General features: G+C 37.4%; 21 protein-coding genes. 3 read left to right on the top strand and 18 right to left on the bottom strand.

Going from position 1 to position 21,798, the window contains the following annotated elements:
• Positions 1 to 153: 153 nt before the first annotated feature.
• The 12 genes from NE558_RS12850 to NE558_RS12905 form a co-directional block, all read right to left on the bottom strand.
• Positions 154 to 954 carry a nitroreductase family protein gene (locus NE558_RS12850; RefSeq protein ID WP_256150527.1) on the bottom strand — a complete coding sequence of 267 codons (801 nt, stop codon included), beginning with the start codon at positions 952 to 954 and terminating at the stop codon, positions 154 to 156.
• Positions 955 to 1,092: 138 nt separating this feature from the next.
• Positions 1,093 to 2,622: a putative bifunctional diguanylate cyclase/phosphodiesterase gene (locus tag NE558_RS12855; RefSeq protein WP_256150528.1), complete on the bottom strand. Its 1,530-nt coding sequence runs from the start codon at positions 2,620 to 2,622 to the stop codon at positions 1,093 to 1,095.
• Between the two features lie 93 nt (positions 2,623 to 2,715).
• Positions 2,716 to 3,027 (bottom strand): thioredoxin, encoded by a 312-nt coding sequence (gene trxA / locus NE558_RS12860; protein WP_256150529.1) that lies wholly within the window; start codon positions 3,025 to 3,027, stop codon positions 2,716 to 2,718.
• Between the two features lie 257 nt (positions 3,028 to 3,284).
• A complete protein-coding gene (locus NE558_RS12865) occupies positions 3,285 to 3,437 on the bottom strand; it encodes a hypothetical protein (protein WP_256150530.1) in 153 nt (50 codons plus the stop codon).
• Between the two features lie 121 nt (positions 3,438 to 3,558).
• On the bottom strand, positions 3,559 to 4,680 hold the full coding sequence (locus NE558_RS12870) for an SLC13 family permease (RefSeq protein ID WP_256150531.1): 1,122 nt from the start codon (positions 4,678 to 4,680) through the stop codon (positions 3,559 to 3,561).
• Positions 4,681 to 4,849: 169 nt separating this feature from the next.
• Positions 4,850 to 4,924 (bottom strand): GTP-binding protein, encoded by a 75-nt coding sequence (locus NE558_RS14695; RefSeq protein ID WP_256150588.1) that lies wholly within the window; start codon positions 4,922 to 4,924, stop codon positions 4,850 to 4,852.
• Positions 4,921 to 5,364, bottom strand: coding sequence for a Fur family transcriptional regulator (locus NE558_RS12880; RefSeq protein WP_256150532.1), 444 nt, complete (start codon positions 5,362 to 5,364; stop codon positions 4,921 to 4,923). Before NE558_RS12880 ends, NE558_RS14695 begins: the two co-directional genes overlap by 4 nt.
• A 25-nt stretch (positions 5,365 to 5,389) precedes the next feature.
• Positions 5,390 to 6,217, bottom strand: a complete 828-nt coding sequence (locus NE558_RS12885) for a metal ABC transporter permease (RefSeq protein ID WP_256150534.1) — start codon at positions 6,215 to 6,217, stop codon at positions 5,390 to 5,392.
• A 1-nt stretch (position 6,218) separates the two neighbouring features.
• Positions 6,219 to 7,019: a metal ABC transporter ATP-binding protein gene (locus tag NE558_RS12890; RefSeq protein ID WP_256150536.1), complete on the bottom strand. Its 801-nt coding sequence runs from the start codon at positions 7,017 to 7,019 to the stop codon at positions 6,219 to 6,221.
• On the bottom strand, positions 7,016 to 7,903 hold the full coding sequence (locus NE558_RS12895) for a metal ABC transporter solute-binding protein, Zn/Mn family (protein WP_256150537.1): 888 nt from the start codon (positions 7,901 to 7,903) through the stop codon (positions 7,016 to 7,018). Before NE558_RS12895 ends, NE558_RS12890 begins: the two co-directional genes overlap by 4 nt.
• Before the next feature lie 761 nt (positions 7,904 to 8,664).
• The gene (locus tag NE558_RS12900; RefSeq protein WP_256150538.1) at positions 8,665 to 10,617 is read right to left on the bottom strand and encodes a thioredoxin domain-containing protein; all 1,953 of its coding nucleotides are present in this window, start codon (positions 10,615 to 10,617) and stop codon (positions 8,665 to 8,667) included.
• 260 nt (positions 10,618 to 10,877) lie between these two features.
• Entirely contained in the window at positions 10,878 to 11,519 is a 642-nt protein-coding gene (locus tag NE558_RS12905; RefSeq protein WP_256150539.1) for a lactate utilization protein, read from the bottom strand.
• Between the two features lie 376 nt (positions 11,520 to 11,895).
• On the opposite strand from NE558_RS12905, the gene NE558_RS12910 reads away from it, so the two are divergent.
• The 3 genes from NE558_RS12910 to NE558_RS12920 all read left to right on the top strand — a co-directional run bounded on the left by NE558_RS12910 (position 11,896) and on the right by NE558_RS12920 (position 16,135).
• On the top strand, positions 11,896 to 12,228 hold the full coding sequence (locus NE558_RS12910) for a helix-turn-helix domain-containing protein (protein ID WP_256150540.1): 333 nt from the start codon (positions 11,896 to 11,898) through the stop codon (positions 12,226 to 12,228).
• A gap of 763 nt (positions 12,229 to 12,991) precedes the next feature.
• Positions 12,992 to 14,182, top strand: coding sequence for a tyrosine-type recombinase/integrase (locus tag NE558_RS12915; RefSeq protein WP_256150541.1), 1,191 nt, complete (start codon positions 12,992 to 12,994; stop codon positions 14,180 to 14,182).
• A 177-nt stretch (positions 14,183 to 14,359) separates the two neighbouring features.
• Entirely contained in the window at positions 14,360 to 16,135 is a 1,776-nt protein-coding gene (locus NE558_RS12920) for a methyl-accepting chemotaxis protein (protein ID WP_256150542.1), read from the top strand.
• Between the two features lie 327 nt (positions 16,136 to 16,462).
• On the opposite strand, the gene atpC is transcribed toward NE558_RS12920, so the two are convergent.
• The 6 genes from atpC to atpF are packed head-to-tail and all read right to left on the bottom strand — an operon-like array spanning position 16,463 to position 21,780.
• Positions 16,463 to 16,870, bottom strand: coding sequence for an ATP synthase F1 subunit epsilon (atpC, locus tag NE558_RS12925; protein WP_256150544.1), 408 nt, complete (start codon positions 16,868 to 16,870; stop codon positions 16,463 to 16,465).
• A 50-nt stretch (positions 16,871 to 16,920) separates the two neighbouring features.
• Positions 16,921 to 18,315 (bottom strand): F0F1 ATP synthase subunit beta, encoded by a 1,395-nt coding sequence (gene atpD / locus NE558_RS12930; protein ID WP_256150589.1) that lies wholly within the window; start codon positions 18,313 to 18,315, stop codon positions 16,921 to 16,923.
• Positions 18,316 to 18,339: 24 nt separating this feature from the next.
• Entirely contained in the window at positions 18,340 to 19,212 is an 873-nt protein-coding gene (gene atpG, locus NE558_RS12935) for an ATP synthase F1 subunit gamma (RefSeq protein ID WP_256150545.1), read from the bottom strand.
• 56 nt (positions 19,213 to 19,268) lie between these two features.
• Positions 19,269 to 20,783, bottom strand: a complete 1,515-nt coding sequence (gene atpA / locus NE558_RS12940; protein WP_256150546.1) for a F0F1 ATP synthase subunit alpha — start codon at positions 20,781 to 20,783, stop codon at positions 19,269 to 19,271.
• Positions 20,780 to 21,295 (bottom strand): ATP synthase F1 subunit delta, encoded by a 516-nt coding sequence (atpH, locus tag NE558_RS12945; protein ID WP_256150547.1) that lies wholly within the window; start codon positions 21,293 to 21,295, stop codon positions 20,780 to 20,782. The genes atpA and atpH overlap by 4 nt, the downstream gene beginning before the upstream one ends.
• The gene (gene atpF, locus NE558_RS12950; protein WP_256150548.1) at positions 21,292 to 21,780 is read right to left on the bottom strand and encodes a F0F1 ATP synthase subunit B; all 489 of its coding nucleotides are present in this window, start codon (positions 21,778 to 21,780) and stop codon (positions 21,292 to 21,294) included. The genes atpH and atpF overlap by 4 nt, the downstream gene beginning before the upstream one ends.
• Positions 21,781 to 21,798 lie beyond the last annotated feature (18 nt).

Raw genomic sequence — 21,798 nt, forward strand, 5'->3', positions numbered from 1 at the left:
ACCTTTCCTACCACCGGCATAGCCGGTGGTTTTGTCAAGCTAAAGCGAACAAAAAAATGCAAAGCCAAATTATGACTTTGCAATTTAGATGAGTTAAGTTAGGAAGCATCTCGCACCATCCCTTAACGACAAGGCTTAAAAATGATACTTATTTTAATTTTTTTGATTGATAAAGGTAACATCCAGTGGATTTCTATCCACCAATCTTGGATAAGTGTATTTTGGGTATCCTACCATAACAGCTCCGGTAATTTTCTTATTTTCAGGAATTTGAAACAATTCCAAGAGAGGGGATCCCTCCATCATTGCAATTCTCTCAAGCATTCCGGCCCAACAGGAACCCAAGCCCAGTGTTGGTGCATATAGCTCTAAATAAGTAAGGGCTATAATGGAATTTTCTCTTCCTCTTTCAAAACTCCCATCGGCAATGGTAAGAACAAGGCAGGGTGCACCCCTTAAAATAGGATCTACTCCCTCTTCATGATATAATTTTGTAATATGGTCAAGAACATGATACTTCTCGAAGGCTGCAATTACAATAGCGACAGCTTGCTGTAGTATGCTTTTATCCTCAATCACAACATAGGATACTCCTTGAAGGTTATGCCCACTTTGGGCATAATGAGCAACATTCACCAGAGCTTGGAGTTTTTCTCTTTCCACTGCTCCTTCCTTATAATTTCGGATGGAACGTCGGGAGCGAAGAAAAAGTTCTCCTTGTTCGGGGGTTAACTGCGTAAAATTCTTTATGCTGGTTTGTTTTGACAAAGGCGTATTAATATGGTCTATTGCCTCCTTGGGACAAACCGCAACACAATGCCCACAAACCATACAAGCCTCTGGGAAAGCCTCCTCCGGTCCACTTTTCCCAAGCTTCAATACATAACCGGGACACTCCTTCACGCACAAACCGCATTTGATACATTTTTCTGAATCTACAGATATGAAACGCAATTTATCTACTCCTTTCACATTTAAACAATTATTAAAGCTATCACTTTATGAAAGATTTATACTGGCTATTGTAATACAAACACAAGCTCTTGTATACAAATTTTATATTTGTAATTAATTACAAATAAGCCTCATTCTTTATAGAAACTTTTCTTCAAACTCTTTTTTGTTCATGGGCTTTCCGAAATAATAGCCTTGAAACATGTCGCAACCCATATCCTTTAGTATGAACAGTTGCTCTGCTGTTTCAATTCCCTCAGCAATCACTTGTAAATGAAACCCGTGGGCTATGTTAATAATGTTTTTTAATAACACTCTATCTTTTTCGTCCTGATTGATTGTATCAACAAAAGTTTTGTCAATTTTCAGTATATCAATAGGCAGCCTTTTTAAATAATTTAAAGACGAATAACCCGTTCCGAAGTCATCCATGCTTACTCTAATTCCAAAGGATTTTAAGCGAGCAATATTCTCCACTGCTTTCTGAAAATCCTCTATAACCATGGATTCTGTAATTTCAAATTCGATATAACATGTGGGGACACCATAATTGCTGATTTTTTGTATTAGTTTTTCAATCAAATCCCTATTGGTTATATGTTCAGATGTGATATTAATAGATATGATAACCTCTTTTTTATCTTGTATCCAAGTAAGGCTATCTTTGCATACTTCGTCCACAATTAAGTCCGTAATCGCCACAATCAATCCATTTCTCTCTGCAAATTCAATAAATGCAGAGGGTGGTAAAACTGTGCCATCTTCTTTTATCCACCTAGCCAAAGCTTCCCCACCAACGAATTCACCATTTGTTGAATATTTAGGTTGGTAAAAAACCTTAAACTCTTTTTGCCTGATGCCTTGCTTAATTTCTTTTTTTCTAATTGTATCCTCATACAAATGAAAATTCATATTTTTTTCATAGAAAACAAAGTTGCTTTTTCCAAGTCTTTTTGCCATATACATTGCGTCATCGCTGCAATTAAATAAGGTTTGAAAATCAATTCCATCCTTTGGCATTAATGCAATACCTAAGCTTGCAGTAACATAATCCACTTTCTGGTTTTCAATATAAAACGGTTGAGAGAACCGCTCCATGATTCTTTTTGCAAACATTTCTGTCTCATGCTTATTCTTTACAGACTTTACAAAAAAGAGAAATTCATCTCCACCAATATGACACACACAGTCCCCTTCACCTAGAACCTGCTCAAAACGTTCACCTGCCTGCTTTAACAATTCATCCCCAGCAAGATGTCCCAATGTGTCATTCACCGCCTTAAAATCATCCATATCCAAACTAATTAGCGCTGCAAAAGATCCATTAGTAGCAATTTCCTTCAGCAAATTATTCATCATATAGTTTTTGTTTGGCAGCCCTGTGGTACAACTGTAAAATGCATAGCTATTAATCTTTTTAAACACCCGTGATACCAGCAATACAATTATTACAAAAAGCAAGAGCATACTTACATTAATGACTACAATTTTAATTAAAAAAAGCTTTACAATCTCGTGGTTAGTATTTATGTTTAGATTCTTAAGTAAATCCGCTATCAACACAGAAACCGAAACGAATTCCATCATAGCGATAATAATCAATACTAGCAATACTAATTGCACTGACAAGCGGTTCAACAAGGCTTTAAGCTTTTTTATAAGTCTCATATTCTATCACCCATTTCGTATAACAATTTTCCCCATCATCCTTTTTGTCTATATGAAAAAAGGCAGAAGTATTACATTCTGCCTTTGATTGATTTATTGAAGCATGGATAGCAGGGCCTGCTTAGACTGTACCCCTACTGCTTTTCTCTCAACCCTTCCATTTTTAATTACAACCAAGGTTGGAATGCTCATTACTTGAAATGCTTGGGCAAGCTCTTGCTCCTCATCTATATTTATTTTACCCACTCGTACTGTATTCATTGTATCTTCCGCCACCTGTTCCACAATAGGCCCTATCATTTTACATGGCCCACACCAACCTGCCCAAAAATCCAACAAAACTGGTTTTTCGGATTGCAGTACTTCTTTTTCGAAATTTTGTTTCGTTATTTTTAGTATACTCATGGTGACAACCCCTTCATTTTTACAAAGTATCTTTATTGATACTATTGTAGCATTAAGTCACCTGATTTTCTGTGATGATGTCACAAATATTGCAATATATCCCTTTCCTTCCAATTTATGTACGTATCCTACAAAAAAACATCCACACGTAAAACGCGTGATTGCATGGTTTCTTTCCCAAAAGAAGGCCTTCCATATACTCATGGAAAGCCTTTTTATAAATTACTTCTCTTTTTTTAGATGTGTTCCCCTATTTCTCAGCTTTTATCTGCTCCCGGTTTATGGCGGCTGCCAGATTGCTTTTTGTTATTTCTACCTTCTCCATCCAGGGCACTTTCCGCCATTGTAGGACCGCCTTTGGATTTCTCCTTACGAACTTGTTTTGGATCAAGTTGACTATCCTTTGCCATTATTATCACCTCGAAACAAGTATTTGCAAAATGGCAAAGGATATACAATTTTACATTGAAAATGGAAGTCAATTAATAATAAAAAATGGTTTCAGATGTTCACTTATTCCCTTCTTCCATTTCAAATGCCTGCAATAAGTCCCATAGTGCCGCACAAAATTCCTAAAAAAAGAATGTTTACTCCGGTAAACGCAGCAAGATACTTACCCGTCTGTGCGCCACTGGCAGAGGCATATAGCTTGTAAGAAATGACACTGGCCATTGAAGCAATCAGTGTCCCCAATCCCCCAAGGTTAACTCCAATTAATAAGGCAGAATAATTCATAGTAAACTTTGACAAAAGCATTGCCGCTGGAACATTACTAATGACTTGACTAAGGAGAATACCTACAACAATCTCTCTTCCCCCAACCAACGCAGATAATGCATTGCTAATTGACGGAATATTTTTCATATTTCCAATAAAAATAAACAGAAAGATAAAGGTAAACAGTAACCCGTAATCTACAGAAAACAATATTTTACGATCACAAACGATGACTCCTGCAATCACCACCATTAATGCAATTCCATAAGGAATGAAACGCAGAACCGAAAACAGGCATACAAGAAACATTACACACCAGGGAATCAATTTACGCCACTCCGTTTTGTTCTTAAACTCCGTTGATGGCTGAATTTCTTCAGGTTGAATGAACAATAGACAAACGGTTAGCAGGATGAAGGATATGATTGATGGCATTGCCATGATTCCCAAAAACTGCCCCATTGTCATTTCGGAAACCGAATATAAATATAAATTTTGTGGATTACCAAGGGGCGTAAACATACTGCCCAAATTTGCAGCTACCGTCTGTAAAATAACTATGGGGATCAATAGTTTCTGCTGTTTGGTTTGAGCCAAAGCTAACATCCCAAGGGGTACAAAAGTAATCAGTGCTACATCATTGGTAATCAGCATACTACAAAAAAAACAGACCCCTATTAAAACGAAGGCCAGCACTCTGGTATTATGTACGAATTTTAATAAATAGTCAACAATGCATCCAAATACTCCGGCCTTCTGCAATCCCGCAACAACCAACATCATAGAAAACAATAAACTTAATACATGAAAGTCAATATAGTCAAAATAACTTTTTGATGGTGGAACAAATGCCATGGAAAGCACTGCCACTGCAAAGGCAACCAGCAAAACAGGATCTTTGCTTATTCCCATGATTTTTTCTCTGATTTTATCCATTCTAATTTACTCCTAATTGTGCAACTCTGCCTCATTAACAGATAATTTGCATTTCACATATTTCATAACACACCTTTTTGATGTACTTTTGTAATAAGGATATACATACTCATTTGGCTTTTTTGTATTCTCAATCTGTTCCACTACAATAACCGACATGGCTTCTCCTTCAAAGGTCTCTTTTTTTAATTAAGGTGGTTTTTCCGGAGCCTAAAAAGCCAGAAACAATGTCTATTTTCGTCATGTTACAGGAGTCCCTTTATTTTTCTGTTTGCACATAGGACAGTAACCAAAAAAAGCAAGCTTGTGACTGGTAATCTCAAACTGCGTCTCTTCCTCCAGAGCCTTTTCATACGCACCCATGGGGCAATGATCTAGCGCAATGATTTTCCCACAGGCAAGACAAATCAAATGATGTTTATGTCCCATACCAATCACTTCAAAAATGGCTTTATTATCAGAAATATTACTCTTTTGTACAAGACACTTGGACACAAAAACATCGAGGATTCTATAAATGGTAGATAAACTGATGTTACTTTCACCTTCCATTTGCTTAACATAAATCTCCTCTGCGGTAAGGGGTACAGTTGCATTCATCAAAATATCTAATACCACCTCCCTTTGCTTTGTTGCTTTAATATTGTTTTTACGAAAGATTTCTTTATATTGATTGGCTTCCATTAAATCACCATCCGACAAAATATTTTTATAAACCTTTTATTCTCCTCCCCATTCTGATGGAAGAGGCACAATAAGCAAGCAAATAGCCTACTGAAGACAGTATTACAATTGCTGCTCCCGATGCAACATTTAACGCATAGGATATCCATAAACCTAAAAAGCAAAATAAACCTCCAATGATTATAGACAATACCATACGCAATTTCAAGCTCTTGGCAATTAACCCTGCAATAGCAGTAGGCGCGGTAAATAATGCTAGCACGAGAATAATTCCAACAACTCGAATTAATACCACAACGGATATGGCAATCAGTACAAAAAGAAGATATTCCATAAATCCCGTTTTTATCCCAATAATGGATGCAAATTCATCATCAAATAAATAAGCCTTCCAATAATTAAATAAAACGGAAATTACCAGGACAATAATCAATGTAAAACAAGCCATAAAATAAAGATCACTACGGGTTACAGACAAAATATTACCAAATAGGTAAGAAGTCAGATCAGGAGGATATCCGGGCATCATGGCAATAAACATAATCCCGAGGGCCATTCCTAGGGACCAAAAAAGACCAATTACCACATCTGAGCGAGTTCCGCCTTTTCTTTTGATATAGCCAATGCCCAAAGCCGCTAATATAGATATAAAAAGAGCGCCAAATATAGGTTCAAAACCAAGCAGATACCCCAAGCCTACGCCACCATAAGAGGTGTGGGCAATGCCTCCACTCATCATAATAAGCTTCTTTTCCACAATGATAACACCAATTACACCACACACAATACTTGCTAAAATGCTGGCAATAACTGCATTTTGAAGAAATTGGTATTGAAACAAAGCTGCTATCATATCACATTTCCTCCTTACGGTTATCGACGGTTTTAAGGGGTATCCCATGGGTAATATGGTCAATGGGACAACCATATAATGCTTGTGCAATTTCTTCATTCAACTGAGGTTCCCCATGATAAACCAATGTTCCATTCACGCACGCCAAAGTCTTTACATGAGAAGCAACAGCAAACAAATCATGGGTCACCATAACAATTGTAATGCTTTTATTCAACTCTCTCAGAAGAGAAAAGATTTGATCACTGGAATTTACATCAACACTTGCCGTGGGCTCATCCAAAAGCAGAAGCTTGGGCTCAGCGGCCAATGCTCTGGCAATCAGCATTCTTTGAAATTCTCCCCCAGATAAGTCAGAAATCATTCTATCTCTAAGCTTATATATCCCCACTTGATTCAAATAAGTATCCGCTTTATCTTTATCTTGCTGCGTGTATTTATGAAATAGAGTAAAAGAAGGCTTCAATAAACCCGTCAGCACAACCTCATGAACCGTTATGGGAAAACTTTTATCCAGTACTGTTATTTGAGGTACATAGCCAATTAGTTTCCCCACTTTGCCCGCTTTTTTTCCATATACAAAGATTTCTCCCGACCGTGCAGGAATGAGACCCAGAATTGCTTTCAGTAAGGTGGTTTTTCCACCACCATTGGGCCCGATAATCCCTAAAAAATCTCCATTCTTTACATGAAGAGAAACACCTGCAATTGCAGGTGTTTCTCCGTACGTAACGGTGAGGTTTTCAATGGAAATTGCTTCTGCTTGATATCCTTTATTGCTCACATTACTTGTGTTACTCATTGCATAACCTCCGCCATAAGCTTTGCCATATTTTCTAAATTTTCTGTATAGTTAGGTGCAAGAGGTTCCAATTGAACTGTTTTTCCACCCAACTCTTCTGCAAATGCCTCTGCCTGCTTGCTGGAAATTTCCGCCTGATAGAAAATTACTTTGATATTTTCTTTTTTTGCTAAGTCTATCATTTTCTGCATCTGCTGAGGCGTCGACTCCTTGCCTTCCTCTTCTAATGCGAACATTTCCAGTCCATAATCATCTGCAAGATATCCAAATGCAGGATGAAATACAACAAATTTTTTATTCTCTACATTTGCTAAGACAGTTTGAATATCACCATCTAATGTCTTAAGTTTTTCTATATAGGATTGTGCATTTTTTGCATACGTTTCTTTATTTGCAGGATCAGCTTCTCCCATTTCCCGGGCAATGGTTTCAACCATTACAATAACTCTTTTGGGAGAAAGCCAAATATGAGGATCTCTTTCCCCAGGAGCCAACTCCCGATCCGAATAAACCTTAGCTACATCATCCTGAAGAGGAACAATCTTTATATTATCTATTTCCTTTGCCTTTGGCAAAATATATGCTTCTTCTGAGGGAACTCCTATGGTAAAATACAAATTCGCATTGCTAAACTGCTCAATCTCTTTCGGTGTTGGTTCATAGCTCTCAGGGCTGCTTCCCGGCGGAACCATGGTAACCACCTTTACTAAATCACCGCAAACTGCTTCTACAAAGGTCTGCTCGGGGACTATGGTTACTGCTACAATAGGTTTTTCTTCCCCTTTTTCACTAATATCCCCATTGGTTTGATCTTTTCCGCAACCAGACAGCATAAAGGACACCGTTGCCAGTGCTAGAAAACCAAATAAGCCTGCTTTTTTCATATTATATAACCCTCCTGAATCCATTCTAGCAGTTGCAAATAGAAATGATTTGCATTTGCAACAATGATTATAATCAATCCTTTTTTTCATGTCAAGTCTTTTCCACAAAAGTGTAATCATAAAAATTATCAATAAGAGATTATATTGATAAACACTTGACCTATATCTAAGTATCCGGCACCTCTTGTCCTTCAGACATTATACCCATAACTAAAGCATTTCCAAACCTTACCATGAAATTTTTTAAAATTCAACAAAAATGTAGTTTGTAGAGCAATCCATTTATGTCATTCAGGTTTCCTTTCGTAATTTTGTGATAACCTCTTTATGAGCATTATTAAAAAGCTTGTTATAGCTGCAACTAAATCTAATAAGAGAACACCTACCCAAAAACAATTATGGCTTGCCAAAACCAAATAAAGAAATACACCCATCACACAAAAGGATATAAAAATTACTAACAAAAAACACCATACTGCTTTTGGAATAGCCATTGACTTGTACCTGCTATTCCTCCATTTGTTATTAGCTCTATAAAAATAATAATTAAATATCCATTCATTAGCCCCTACAATTCTAAATATAATAAGAAATCGGCGAAAAAACTTTTCTTCGCCGATTTCTTATTACAATTTAATAACTACATGAAATAAATTAACTCCCCATTCTTACTTAGCCAATTATTTGAAAATGAGGATACCATCATTGTTCTACTTGTTTCTTCCATTATTCTAAGGATGCCGCCCCAGCATTACATTTGTTTATGAACCCAATTCATTCACAGGGGGCATGCAGGAGTGATTACTACAAATATAATACGTGGTTTTATCATGTAAAAGCTTATACTCCTCCGTCGATTCTTTTACTACCTTAACCACACTTCCTAGTGAAGCCTGAAACGGCAGACTTTTTAAGTCCTGTTCATTTTTAGGTACAACTGTAATGCTCTGTGGCGGCATAAAATAATCTGAAAGACCAATCAAATACATAGCAAAACCAGATGGATACTCCTTTGCTTGTCCATACATAAAATTTAACTGACCCTTTATTATTTGGTCAAAGCTATCGTCTGACTCAAATTGACTCAGTCGAATCAAATTATACGCCATCATGGAATTGCCACTTGGCATAGCTCCATCATAGCTCTCCTTTGGACGCAAAATTAAAGCTTCGCTGTCTTTTCCATAAAGATAAAATCCACCTTTTTTTTCATCATAAAAATCATTTACTACTTTTCCTATTAACTCCTTAGCCTTGTTTAGATACCCCTTATCAAGGGTAGCATCATATAGTGAAAACAGTGCAAAGCTATTGTTTGCGTAATCATCCAAAAAACCTTGCTTACTTTTTTTCCCATCACGGTAGCTCACAAACAAAACACCATCATCATAGAGCTTTTCTTCAATAAAATGCTGTGCCTTTTGTGCCGCATCTAAATAAATTCTGTTTTCGCTAATACGATAAAGCCAGCACATAGCTCCAATCATTAACGAGTTCCATGAAGTAAGGATTTTATCATCTAAGTGAAGCTGATTTCTTTTTTTACGATATTCATAGAGCTTTGGCAGTTCTTCTTGGAAATCCTCCGCATAATCATGGTTCTGTAAGAGATTGGGGATGTTTTTTCTCAAGAAGTTTCCTCCTTGTGTAATGTCGTAATATTTATTAAATGCTTCACCTTTCTCCTTACCCAGAATTTTAACTATTTCCGTAGGCTCAAACACATAATATTTACCTTCCTCCCCATCACTGTCCGCATCCTGAGCGCTATAAAAACCTCCTTCTGAAGAGGTCATTTCTCTGAGAATATAAGTTGCTGTTTTCTCAGCAACACTTCGATAAAAAGGATTTTTCGTTAGCTCAAAAGTCTTACAATAAGCAAGAATGAGCAGTGCGTTATCATACAGCATTTTTTCAAAGTGAGGCACTAGAAATTGGCGATCAGTGGAATACCTGCTGAAGCCAAATCCAATGTGGTCAAAAATCCCACCTTTATATAATTGAGTTAAGGTATTTTCTACCATCTCAAGGTTTTTTTTATCACCCTTTTTTTCATATTGCTGCAATAGAAACAGCAAATTATGAGGGGCAGGAAACTTAGGTGCAACTCCAAATCCACCATATGCCTCATCATAGGTTTTATAATATTGCTCTATGGCAGTGTCAATTAAAGTATAGTCCGCTTCTTCCTTCAATGAATTCTCCCTTTGAAAAACTGTCACAATTTCCTCGGCGGAACGAAGCAATTCTTCCCTGCTGGTTTCCCATTTTTCATGTATCGCTCTCAACAAGCTTTTAAAACCCATAATTCCATACCCATTTTCTTTTGGGAAATAGGTTCCAGCAAAAAAAGGTTTTTGCTCCCACGTCATAAAAATACTGGTAGGCCAGCCGCCTCTTCCTGTGAAGGCCTGACAAACCGTCATATAGATACTGTCTATATCAGGACGTTCTTCCTTATCAACTTTAATTGCAATAAAAGAATCGTTTAAAAGCTCTGCCACTTTCTCATCCTCAAAGCTTTCATGAGCCATAACGTGACACCAGTGACAGGTACTATAGCCAATACTTAAAAAAACCGGCTTATCCTCCAGTTTTGCTTTTTGGAAGGCCTCTTTTCCCCAAGGATACCACTGCACAGGATTGTGGGCATGCTGCAGCAAATAGGGTGAAGTTTCTTCAATCAATTTATTTGTATAAATTTGTTGTGACAAATTAACACTCCTCTCTATACGTTTCTTCTTTAGTATAACCGTAAAAGAAATTTTTACTGATTTTGCCTTTAGCATAATATTATAAAACTTTTTGAGAATGTCCGTCTCGTTTAAAAACCACTTCAATGTCTTGAGGATTTTTAATACTACTGTTTTATAGTAACATTTATCAAAATAAAAAAGCCACAGATTATTTGATTATAGTGGCTTTTTTTCAATCTATTTAATTAAGTATCATAAATTTGTTATTCTACTATTTCTTAATAACCCAATGTCTGTCCCACAATGATTACCTTAATGCGATCTTTTACAAACTGCCTTGTTATAGTAACAAATACATTGCAAATTCTATTTGGACTTTTGCAATCAACACAATGACCAATTTTTGAACAGGGTGTATCCTTATTTAATCTCTTTGCATCAATTGGAGCTACATAGTTTCTCACTCTTCTCTCAGCATCTTCTTTATTTTGAACCAATTTATTTATACCGGCAACAATAATCACTTGTTTCGGTCCATAAATCATAGGGGCAACCCGGCTTCCATTTCCATCAATATTATATAACGTGCCATCCTCTGTAAGTGCATTGGTGCTACACAAAAAAGTATCTGCCGAAAAATTCTGAATATAGATTTCCCTTTTTTCCTCACTGGTAAGTCCTTGTTGATATTTATCTAAAAAATTGTATTTCCCATTTCGCAATAAATCAAGTACACCGGTTTCTAAGAGTGTAGCAGAATCACCTACGCCTACAATAGAATTTTCCGCTATCAGTTCTTTAATTACCTTCAAAAGTTCATCTTCATCTTTTACGAAGATTCCCTTCATATTATTTTTACTTAATCCATCCAAAGTTTTTTCAACTTGTTTTTCCATATACCAAGAAATATTTTCGTCCATAAAATCTTCTCCTATTAACTTTTAAAATCAAACTATAGCCATTTTATCACAAAAAAACTCAAGAAACAATCAAAGAGCCCTTCTTTATATTTCATGATTAAGTAAACTAATCTATAAATATTAGAGGATAATTGTGCCATAGAGCAGAAAAACTTTTTCAACTATCGGAATTTGGAATTACTTTATTTATTTTAAATAAGCGAGGCTTTATCTATCAGCTTTGCAGAAAATATACACGAAAAATGAATTTACAGTCTTTGATTGTATCCTTGAATTTTTTTTTGTAGCATATATAATACTATTACCAATACTCACGTCAATGTAATATACAAAAATACATTAATAATTTATAAGCTACAAGAAAGAAGGTTTTTTTATGAAAAACAATACTTTTGGTAAAAGAATCAATCAATTGCGCAAGAAAAAGGGATATACTTCTGAACAATTGTCTGAATTATGCGGTGTGAATGCAGTACACATTCGAAAAATTGAAAGTGGCGGAAGCCAACCAAGCTTTTCACTTTTTCTAAAGATTTGTAATGCCCTTAATGTATCTTCTGATTTTCTCTTAGGTGACTTGCTGGAGCATTCAGTTGTGCCTGAAAGTGTGGAACAGCTTCATATACAATTGAAGCACCTAACACCAAACCAAATGGAAATGATTAGCGAAATGGTAGAGGTACTGATTCGCCACACTTCAAATGAATAAAAGCCATTCTTTTTCTACAATATTCCCTCTATTTCATCTTAAATTTTTATTCCATACAAAAACAACCTTTTTTTGCATATTCACAAACAAAGTGCAGTAGTTAAGCATCTCATATGTGCTTAATCTCTGCACTTTTTATGTAAAGAACTTATCAATAATAAGTAAACTTAAGAACTAATTTACAATCATAAATTTCTTTAAAAAATAGATTTCATTCATACCACCAGCTCCTAAAAATATTCAAGTGTAATATACAATTTCTGCATTTTTATGTAAACTTTACTTGATTTTGCAAAAACTGTAGCTTATAATAATACAAATAAAATATTCAGTATACATAATGATCTACGTACTATTTTTTTAACTCTATTATTAAATAAAAAAAGCTTTTGCTAAATGCAAAGCCTTCAACAATTTGTATGTACTAATCCACAGATATACTCTTCTAGTAAAGTAAAATAATACAAGCCCACAGACTAAAACTGCGGACTTGCTTTTTTAACAAATAATTAAATGATTCGTTCCTCTATCAATTCCATAAAAATACAAAATAAGTCGCAGTTTACCCGAAACTAAGATTCGTTTTTTCGACGCAATATGACAATTTTTATTATATATCTTTCAATCTTACTTGTCAATGCGATGAAAGTAGGTGCTAAAAAGCTTTAAAAGGACCAATCCATTACAAAAATTAATAATATTTTAAGTACTTAACAAAAAATCAGCCGTCAATAATTACGTCAATCGGAAGGAGAACAAGACAATGGCACGCAAAGGAGAAAACATCTATAAACGAAAGGATGGTCGTTGGGAAGGCAGAGTCCTCATGCAAAATAAAAAATACTATTCTTTTTATGCAAAGTCTTACAGAGAAGTTCGGGAAAAAATGAGAAACATAAAACCACAGGAAAAACCTGTGTCTATATTTCCTCCATGTTCTAAAAATTGCGCCACTGATTTATTTGAATCTTGGCTTAACAATGGACTTTCAGAGCGTTTAAAACCTTCAACATATGAAAGCTATTATCAGTGTATGCATAAATATGTGCTTCCCTATTTCAATCAATCTGGAAATGAGCAATTGACTGATATATCCGTGGTACGTTTTGTAAAACAAATGAAAGAAAACAATGAAATATCTAAATCCTATCAGCGAAAAATTCTATCTATTTTTAAAACGGCTTTGCGGGAAATTTCTAAGAATAGTCCAGAATACACATCAGTAGTAACCAATATTACACTGCCTAGTGTAAAGACACAGCAAGAGGTACCTGTCTTTACCATGAAAGAACAGAGACTTATTGAGTATGCCGCCCAGCGCTCTGTAGACAAAAGATGCTTAGGTGTTATTCTGTGCTTCTACACTGGATTGCGTATTGGTGAGCTTTGCGCTCTGAAATGGAGTGATTTTGATATGGATGCCGGTATTATGATGGTATCAAGAACGGTATCACGCATTCAAAACTTTAATTCTGACGGCGCAAAAACGCAACTAAGTGTGGGTACTCCAAAAAGCAGAACCTCCTTGCGCAGAATTCCTTTACCTGCTTTTCTACTGGAGTTGCTGCAGCAAAGCAAATTAGATTCCCAAGATGAAAACTCCTCCATTCTCTCGGGAAAAGCAGAACCCTTTGACCCACGAGTATACCAGAGGGTCTATAAAAAGCTATTAAGTGAAGCCGGGGTAAGAGATAGAAAATTTCATGCGATCCGCCATAGCTTTGCCACCAGAGCATTGGAATTGGGCGTGGATATCAAAACTTTAAGTGAAATTCTAGGACATTCTAATGTCAGCATCACATTAAACATTTATGCACATTCGTTGATGGAGCAAAAAAGAATTGCCATAGATAAGTTTAATGAAATGCACAGACTGCATATGCAAATTCCCGAATTCACCGTCAATTCCATGGTCATACCTTCACCAGTGACATCTAAATCAGCTGATATTTGAGTTTTATCTTAGTTTCGGGTAAACTGCGACTTTTATGTCTACTCCCAACATTTTTATTATAACCTCAAAGGCTAATAATACGCAAAGCTCCCGTAAAATGCAATTATGATTAAATGAAATTATTTAAATTCATCGACACAGTGCCAATTGTACAACAATCTAGGAGGAAACCTACATATGAAAAATTTTAAAGATTTTAGTATTTCTCGCAAACTTACGACTGGCTTTTCTGCTTTAGTACTGGTAATGCTTATTGTAGGCAGCGTAGGCATCTTTGGTATGGTAAGAATTAATAATTCGGATACCTATCTATACGAGAAACAAACGGCTCCATTTAATAATCTAATTCAAGCTATGACAGCACTGAACGAATTACGTGTTGATGTAAGAAATGCGACTGCTCTCGCTGGAAATTCAGTGGAAATTGAAAAGATAAAACAAAGGAATGCATCAAATGAATCCATCTTTTTAGAACAAATGCAGCTTTATCGTCCAAGTATCACCAATTCCAGTAGCATCACTGCCTATGATAAAATGATTGAGATATTTAATAATACATATATCCCCGTCGTACAACAAGTAGTTGTCTTGGCTGGAGAAAATAAACCCAGTGAAGCAACTGCCGCAATTAATAACGCTACTGCTAAGGTTACTGAAATGCAAACCTGCTTTGATACACTCACAGATAACCGTATGGAATCTGCAAAGAAAACCAGTGACACAAATGAAACCACCGCCTTTATATTGATTACTATACTTGGAATTATAATTTTATTAGGTGCAATTTTTTCATTTATACTGAGTCGTAAGATTTCTAAAAGTATTAGTACACCCATCGGTCGGGTGGTTGACGCTTCCGAGCTTTTGGCATTGGGTCACGTAGATATTGATTTAAGTGATTTAGATTCTAAAGATGAAACCGGAATTTTAGCGGCCTCCTTCACAAAAATGCTTGATGGTATCCGTAAACAGGTTATAGTGGCAGAACAAATCAGTAACGGTGACTTTACTCAGTCCGTTCCCCTCAGATCAAATGAGGATACACTTGGTCTAGCTTTACAGAAAATTAAAAACGACCTAAACGAAACCCTTCAACTCATCCGTACCGCAGCAGATCAGGTGAATTCCGGTGCAGGACAAGTTGCGGCAGCAGCACAGGCATTATCCTCCGGCGCAACGGAACAGGCGGCAACTGTGGAAGAACTCAATGCCTCCATTGCAAGTGTTTCTCAACAAGCAGAGCTGAATACTACCAGCGTGCATAATGCTGTGGAATATGTAGGTCAAGCTGGTCAAGAAATCTCAAGCAGTAATGAGTTTATGAAACGCCTCAATGTCTCCATGCGAGAAATTGGGGAGTCCTCTCAACAAATTTCAAAAATCACAAAGCTTGTTGAAGATATTGCTTTTCAAACCAATATATTGGCGCTAAATGCCGCGGTAGAAGCAGCAAGAGCTGGTAATGCAGGAAAAGGCTTTGCCGTTGTAGCCGATGAAGTACGTACCCTTGCGGCACGCTCTGCAGAGGCGGCAAAACAAACCTCCGAGCTCATTGAAAAATCAGTGACGATTGTATCACAAGGTGAACAACTGGCAGAAGATACATTAAAGCGACTCATCTCCGCTTCCGAAAAAGCAGACTTGGCTGTACAATCCATTCAGGAAATCGAAAATGCAACTACAGAGCAAGCAGCTTCCGTAGAGCAGATTAATGAAGGACTAAATCAAGTATCTGCCGTTGTACAAACAAATGCAGCCACGGCTGAGGAGAGCTCTGCTTCTAGTGAGGAGTTAGCTGCGCAAGCACAAACGCTCCAACAGGAAGTCAGCAGGTTTAAGCTTATGGATACCTATGGATATTCCGAATTTTCCTATAAGGAGGAAAAAAGTTCGGCATTGCATGTAAGTAACGGCGTTTCATATGGAAGTATCCATGGCTCAGGAAAATACTAAAAAATCATCTCAGACATTTTTGGTGAAACATTCACATTTCTATAAGTTTTTAACTATGCCAAAAGTGACCTAATGGTATTGCCTATCCAAATTGCAAACCAATAAAAATAACTCTGTGAATTATGATGCAGAGTTATTTTTATTTTTCAGAACTATGTTAATTCCTAATTATTATAAAAAGAAACTATATACACTTCATAGACACTAAATGAATAACTCTTTAAATCAAAAGCTTACTTAAAATGTAGGTAAGAAAAAAGACTTTTTACAAAATCCTTGTGGGTTTTATAAAAAGTCTTTTCTAGTATTTTTTAGTTGACTTAATAACTATTTATGTCTTGCTTTTACCTTCAAACGATTTACCGCACGATTCACCGCCGCCATTGTTTGGTAATACTCTTGCTTGCTTAACTGCTGACGCAGTCTTTCCTCAGCTCTCTGTTTTGCCAATTCAGCACGGTGGCGATCAATATCCTCAGGTTTCTCAATAGTATCTGAAAGAATTTCAACATGATTCGGTGTGATTTCCACAATACCATCTGTGACTGCGGCATAATGCCATTCTCCGTCAACCTTATATCTCATTTCACCGGCCATTATACAGGTTACCATGGGCTCATGGTCTGCCAACACGCCGACTTCTCCATCTATTCCAGGGAAAATAACCATCTCGCATTCTCCCTGATAGAAGGGATGATCACTTGCCAGAATTTCAATCCTGAATGTCTTAGCCATAGCTCCTCCTATTCCAAGACTGATGCATCACTGCTCCAGTTTCTTCCCTTTTAATCTTCTTCCATCTTTTTAGCCTTTTCCTTCACTTCATCAATGGTGCCCACCATAAGAAATGCAGATTCCGGATATTCATCCATCTCACCTTGAATAATGGCTTTAAAACCTTTGATTGTTTCGTTAAGAGGAACATATTTCCCTTGCATTCCTGTGAAGTTTTCTGCCACATTAAAGGGCTGAGAAAGAAATTTTTGAATCTTTCTTGCACGGTATACTGCAAGCTTATCTTGTTCATCCAGTTCTTCCATACCAAGTATGGCAATGATATCCTGCAGTTCTTTATATTTCTGTAAGAGTTCCTGGGTATTTCTTGCTACCTCATAATGTTCTTCACCTACTACATCAGGCTCAAGAATTCTGGATGTAGATTCCAAAGGATCTACAGCAGGATAAATTCCTTGCTCTACAATCTTACGAGATAATACCGTTGTCGCATCAAGGTGGGCAAAGGTATTGGCAGGAGCAGGGTCAGTCAAGTCATCTGCAGGCACATATACTGCCTGAACCGACGTAATAGAACCGTTTTTGGTTGATGTAATTCTCTCTTGCAGCTCCCCAACTTCATTTGCCAGTGTTGGCTGATAACCCACTGCAGAAGGCATACGGCCCAGCAATGCTGATACCTCAGAGCCTGCCTGCACAAAGCGGAAAATATTATCGATAAACAGCAGCACATCTTGATTTTCTTTGTCTCTGAAATATTCAGCCATGGTAAGACCTGTCTGGGCAACACGCATACGGGAACCGGGTGGCTCATTCATTTGACCAAACACCAATGCCGTTTTGTTGATAACCCCTGATTCCTTCATTTCACGCCAAAGGTCATTCCCCTCACGAGAGCGCTCACCAACACCGGTAAAAATAGAATATCCACCATGCTCTGTTGCTATATTTCGAATCAGCTCCTGAATCAGCACTGTTTTTCCTACCCCGGCACCACCAAAAAGACCTATCTTTCCACCCTTAGCGTAGGGCGCCAGCAAATCAATTACCTTAATACCTGTTTCTAAAATTTCTACAACAGGACTTTGCTCTGCAAAGCTGGGAGGATCTCTGTGTATTTTCCACTGCTCTTCACCAGCCACAGGCTCACCATTATCTATAACATCACCTAAAACATTAAACATACGTCCAAGGGTTTGCTTACCAACGGGCACCTTAATGCATGCTCCCGTAGGAATAACCTCCATACCCTTGGTTAACCCCTCACTTGAGGCAAGCATAATACAACGCACAATGCCATTTCCGATATGACTGGCAACTTCCATTACCAGCCGCTTTCCTTCCATATATACTTCCAGCGCATCTTTAATATTTGGCAGCTTACCGCTTTCAAATTCAACATCAACAACAGGTCCTAAAACCTGTAGAATTTTCCCATTATCCATCACTGTCATCCGTTCCCCTTTCCTTTATTTTTTCAAGCTTTTCGCCCCACCGACGATTTCTGTAATTTCTTGTGTTATTGCCGCCTGCCTAGCCCTATTATACTGCAACTCCAAATTCCTCAGCATATCCTTAGCGCTTTTTGTTGCAGCCTCCATAGCAGTCATTCTTGCATTCTGCTCGCTGGAGAAGGACTCCACCAAGACACCAAATAGCAGACCCTTTAAATAGTTGGGTACTAATTTTTGCATTACAATTTCAGGAGAGGGATCAAACAATGCATGGGGATATCCCATTTTTCTTTGTTCAAACTTCTTCCGTTCCAATGGAAGAAGCTTTATCATTTTCACCTCTGATTTCATTGATGTAATCATTTCTGTATAAATGACATACACATCATCCAGATGTCCATTTTTAAACAATTCCATGATTGTTTCTGAAATCATTTGGGCACGATATAGGGTAGGCTCTTGGGCAATATATAAAAACTCACAATCTACAGCCTTTCCCTTTCGCATAAAATATTGTCTTCCAACCTGACCAATCAAAAAAAGTGAATTCTTTCCGCCTTTGCTCATTTCTTCTTCAGCTTTTTTAATCACATTATGATTGTATGCTCCTGCCAGTCCCTTATCCGCAGTCACAACTAAATATCCAATATTTCTCTCCTCCATGGGAATATGCTCATTCCTTCTGAAATAGACAGAGTTTACATGAGGGGCACGAACCAAAATATCATAAATGGTATCTTGAAGTGCCTCAAAATATGGATGGGTTGCTTGCAGGCTTTTCCTTGCTTTTTTTAATTTTGACGATGAAATCAGATACATGGCATTTGTTATTTTCATAATATCCTGTATACTTTTGATTCTGGACCGGATTTCTCTCGCATTAGCCATAATAACCTCCACGATGCCCAGAGGCATCTATCCGTACTAAAGAAGCCCACGATAAACTACCGTTCTCCTCTATATTTTTTAAATTCCTTTGCTGCGCTTATAATCTGCTCAGTACATTCATCACTAAGTACTTTTGTATCATCAATCTCTTGAATAATTTGACTGTGTTTTGCTTTAAAATAATCAATTAAATCACTGCGGAAGGTTTTCATTTCCTTCAGCGGAACATCCAAAAACACTTTATGATTCGCTGCCACCAGTAAAATTACTTGCTCATGAAGTGGCAAAGGCTTAGATAATGGCTGCTTTAGCAATTCCATCTGATGTTTACCATGCTCCAGCAATTCTTTTGTTGTTTTATCCAAATCGGAAGCGAACTGGGTAAATACTTCCATCTCTCTATACTGAGCAAGATCGATTCGAAGGCTTCCAACAGCCTTTTTCATGGCTTTTGTCTGTGCCGCACCACCAACACGAGAAACACTAAGTCCAATATTTACAGCAGGACGATTTCCTGCAAAAAACAGCTCGCTTTCCAGAAAGATTTGACCATCTGTAATGGAAATTACATTAGTGGGTATGTATGCTGATACATCCCCGGCTAACGTTTCAATAATAGGAAGCGCTGTAATGGAACCGCCACCATAGGCTTCGTCCAAACGGCAAGAACGCTCCAATAATCTTGAATGGAGATAAAAAACGTCTCCAGGATATGCCTCTCTACCAGGAGATCTCTCCAACAACAAGGACATCGTACGATAAGCTACAGCATGCTTTGATAGGTCATCATATACAATCAAAACATCCTTTCCTTGCTTCATGAAATATTCTGCCATGGCAGTGCCCGCATAGGGTGCAATATATTGCAATGATGCCAAATCACTGGCGGGAGAAGAAACTACAATGGAATAATACATTGCACCATGTTTGTTCAAAGTATTCACCAGCTTGGCAACTGTGGATGCCTTTTGTCCAATGGCAACATAGATACAGATTACATCCTGCCCTTTTTGATTTAAAATGGTATCCATGGCGATGGATGTTTTACCCGTCTGGCGATCTCCAATGATTAACTCACGCTGTCCTCTACCAATGGGGAACATAGAGTCTATAGACAAAATTCCCGTCTGTAGGGGCACTGTTACCGGTTTTCTGGTGCAGACACCGGAAGCTTCGTTCTCTATTGGGAAATAATCCTCAGCTTCTATGGGGCCTTTTCCATCAATAGGACTTCCTAATGCGTTTACAACACGCCCAATCAATTTGTTTGATACCGGCACACCTGCTCTTTTTTTCGTTCTGGTTACCTTTGCGCCTTCTGTCAAACCATAATCAGAGCCTAATAAAATACAGCCTACTGACTTTGCTTCTAAATTCTGAACTATCCCTCGAACACCGGTTTCAAATTCAACCAATTCTCCATACATCGCTTGATCCAATCCATAAACACTAGCGATGCCGTCTCCAATACGGATTAAGGTTCCGGTTTCCTTTACCGTTGTTTTTACTTCATAATCTTCTATTTCACTTTTTAAAACAGAAATAATTTCCGTCTGATTTATGTTGCTCAAACGTGCCACCTCCCAATTAAAGTTTTCTGCAACTCTGATAATGCACCTTTAATGCTTTTGTCAAACTCCGTACCCTCTGCATATAAAACAAAACCACCAATTAGGGAAGCGTCTTCTACCAGTTCAAGAAACACTTCTTTTTTATTATATTTTTGGCACAGCATGCTCTTTATTTGCTCCAACTGCACATCTTGCGGCCTTGTTGCATAGCGAAGTTTTGCTTTTATTATGTCTCTTTGTTCAAACAACAAAGCATCATATGCTTCCTTTATTTCACCAAAGGCGCCAATCATGTTGTGGTCACATAATAATTTCATAAAATTCACTATTTCAGGCTCAAAGATATCATTTATCACTGCATACTTTTCTTTTCTCTTTATTACAGGGTTCTCCAGTACTTCAATCAAAGCGCTACTGTCATTTAGAAGTTTGTCTGCAGCATCCATCACTTCTTTTTTCACTTGCAATGAATTCAGTACTTTTCCATAATTTAACGCTCTCTGGGTAATCACTTAGCAGCACCTACTTCTTTTAAGAAATCACCAAGGTACTGTTGGTTGGTGTCATCATCCACATTCTTACCAACCACCTTGGAAGCTGCTAACAGTGCAACACTGGCAATCTCACTTTTAGCCATTTCCACAGATTTTTCTCTTTCCAATTCAATAGCCTTACGAGACTCTTCCATGGTCTTAGCTGCTTCTTTTTTGGCTTCACTCAAGATTGTAACATATTCTATTTCGGCTCTTTCTTTTGCCTCTTTCAGAATGATACCCGCCTGATTGCCAGCTTGTTTCAAATCATTTTCATAATCTTGCTTTAACTGATAGGCTTCTGTCTTTTTAAGATCAGCATCCTGTAAGGAACGCTCAATGGTTCTTTGTCTCTCTTCAATTACCGCACCTACGCGCTGAAATAAAAACACCTTTAGGAAAAGAAATAAAACAAGAATATTAATCATGCTAATTATTATATAAGATACATCTACATGAAACATTCACGGTCCCCTCCTAAA

The organism is Anaerotignum propionicum, assembly GCF_024461735.1.
GTDB lineage: Bacteria > Bacillota > Clostridia > Lachnospirales > Anaerotignaceae > Chakrabartyella.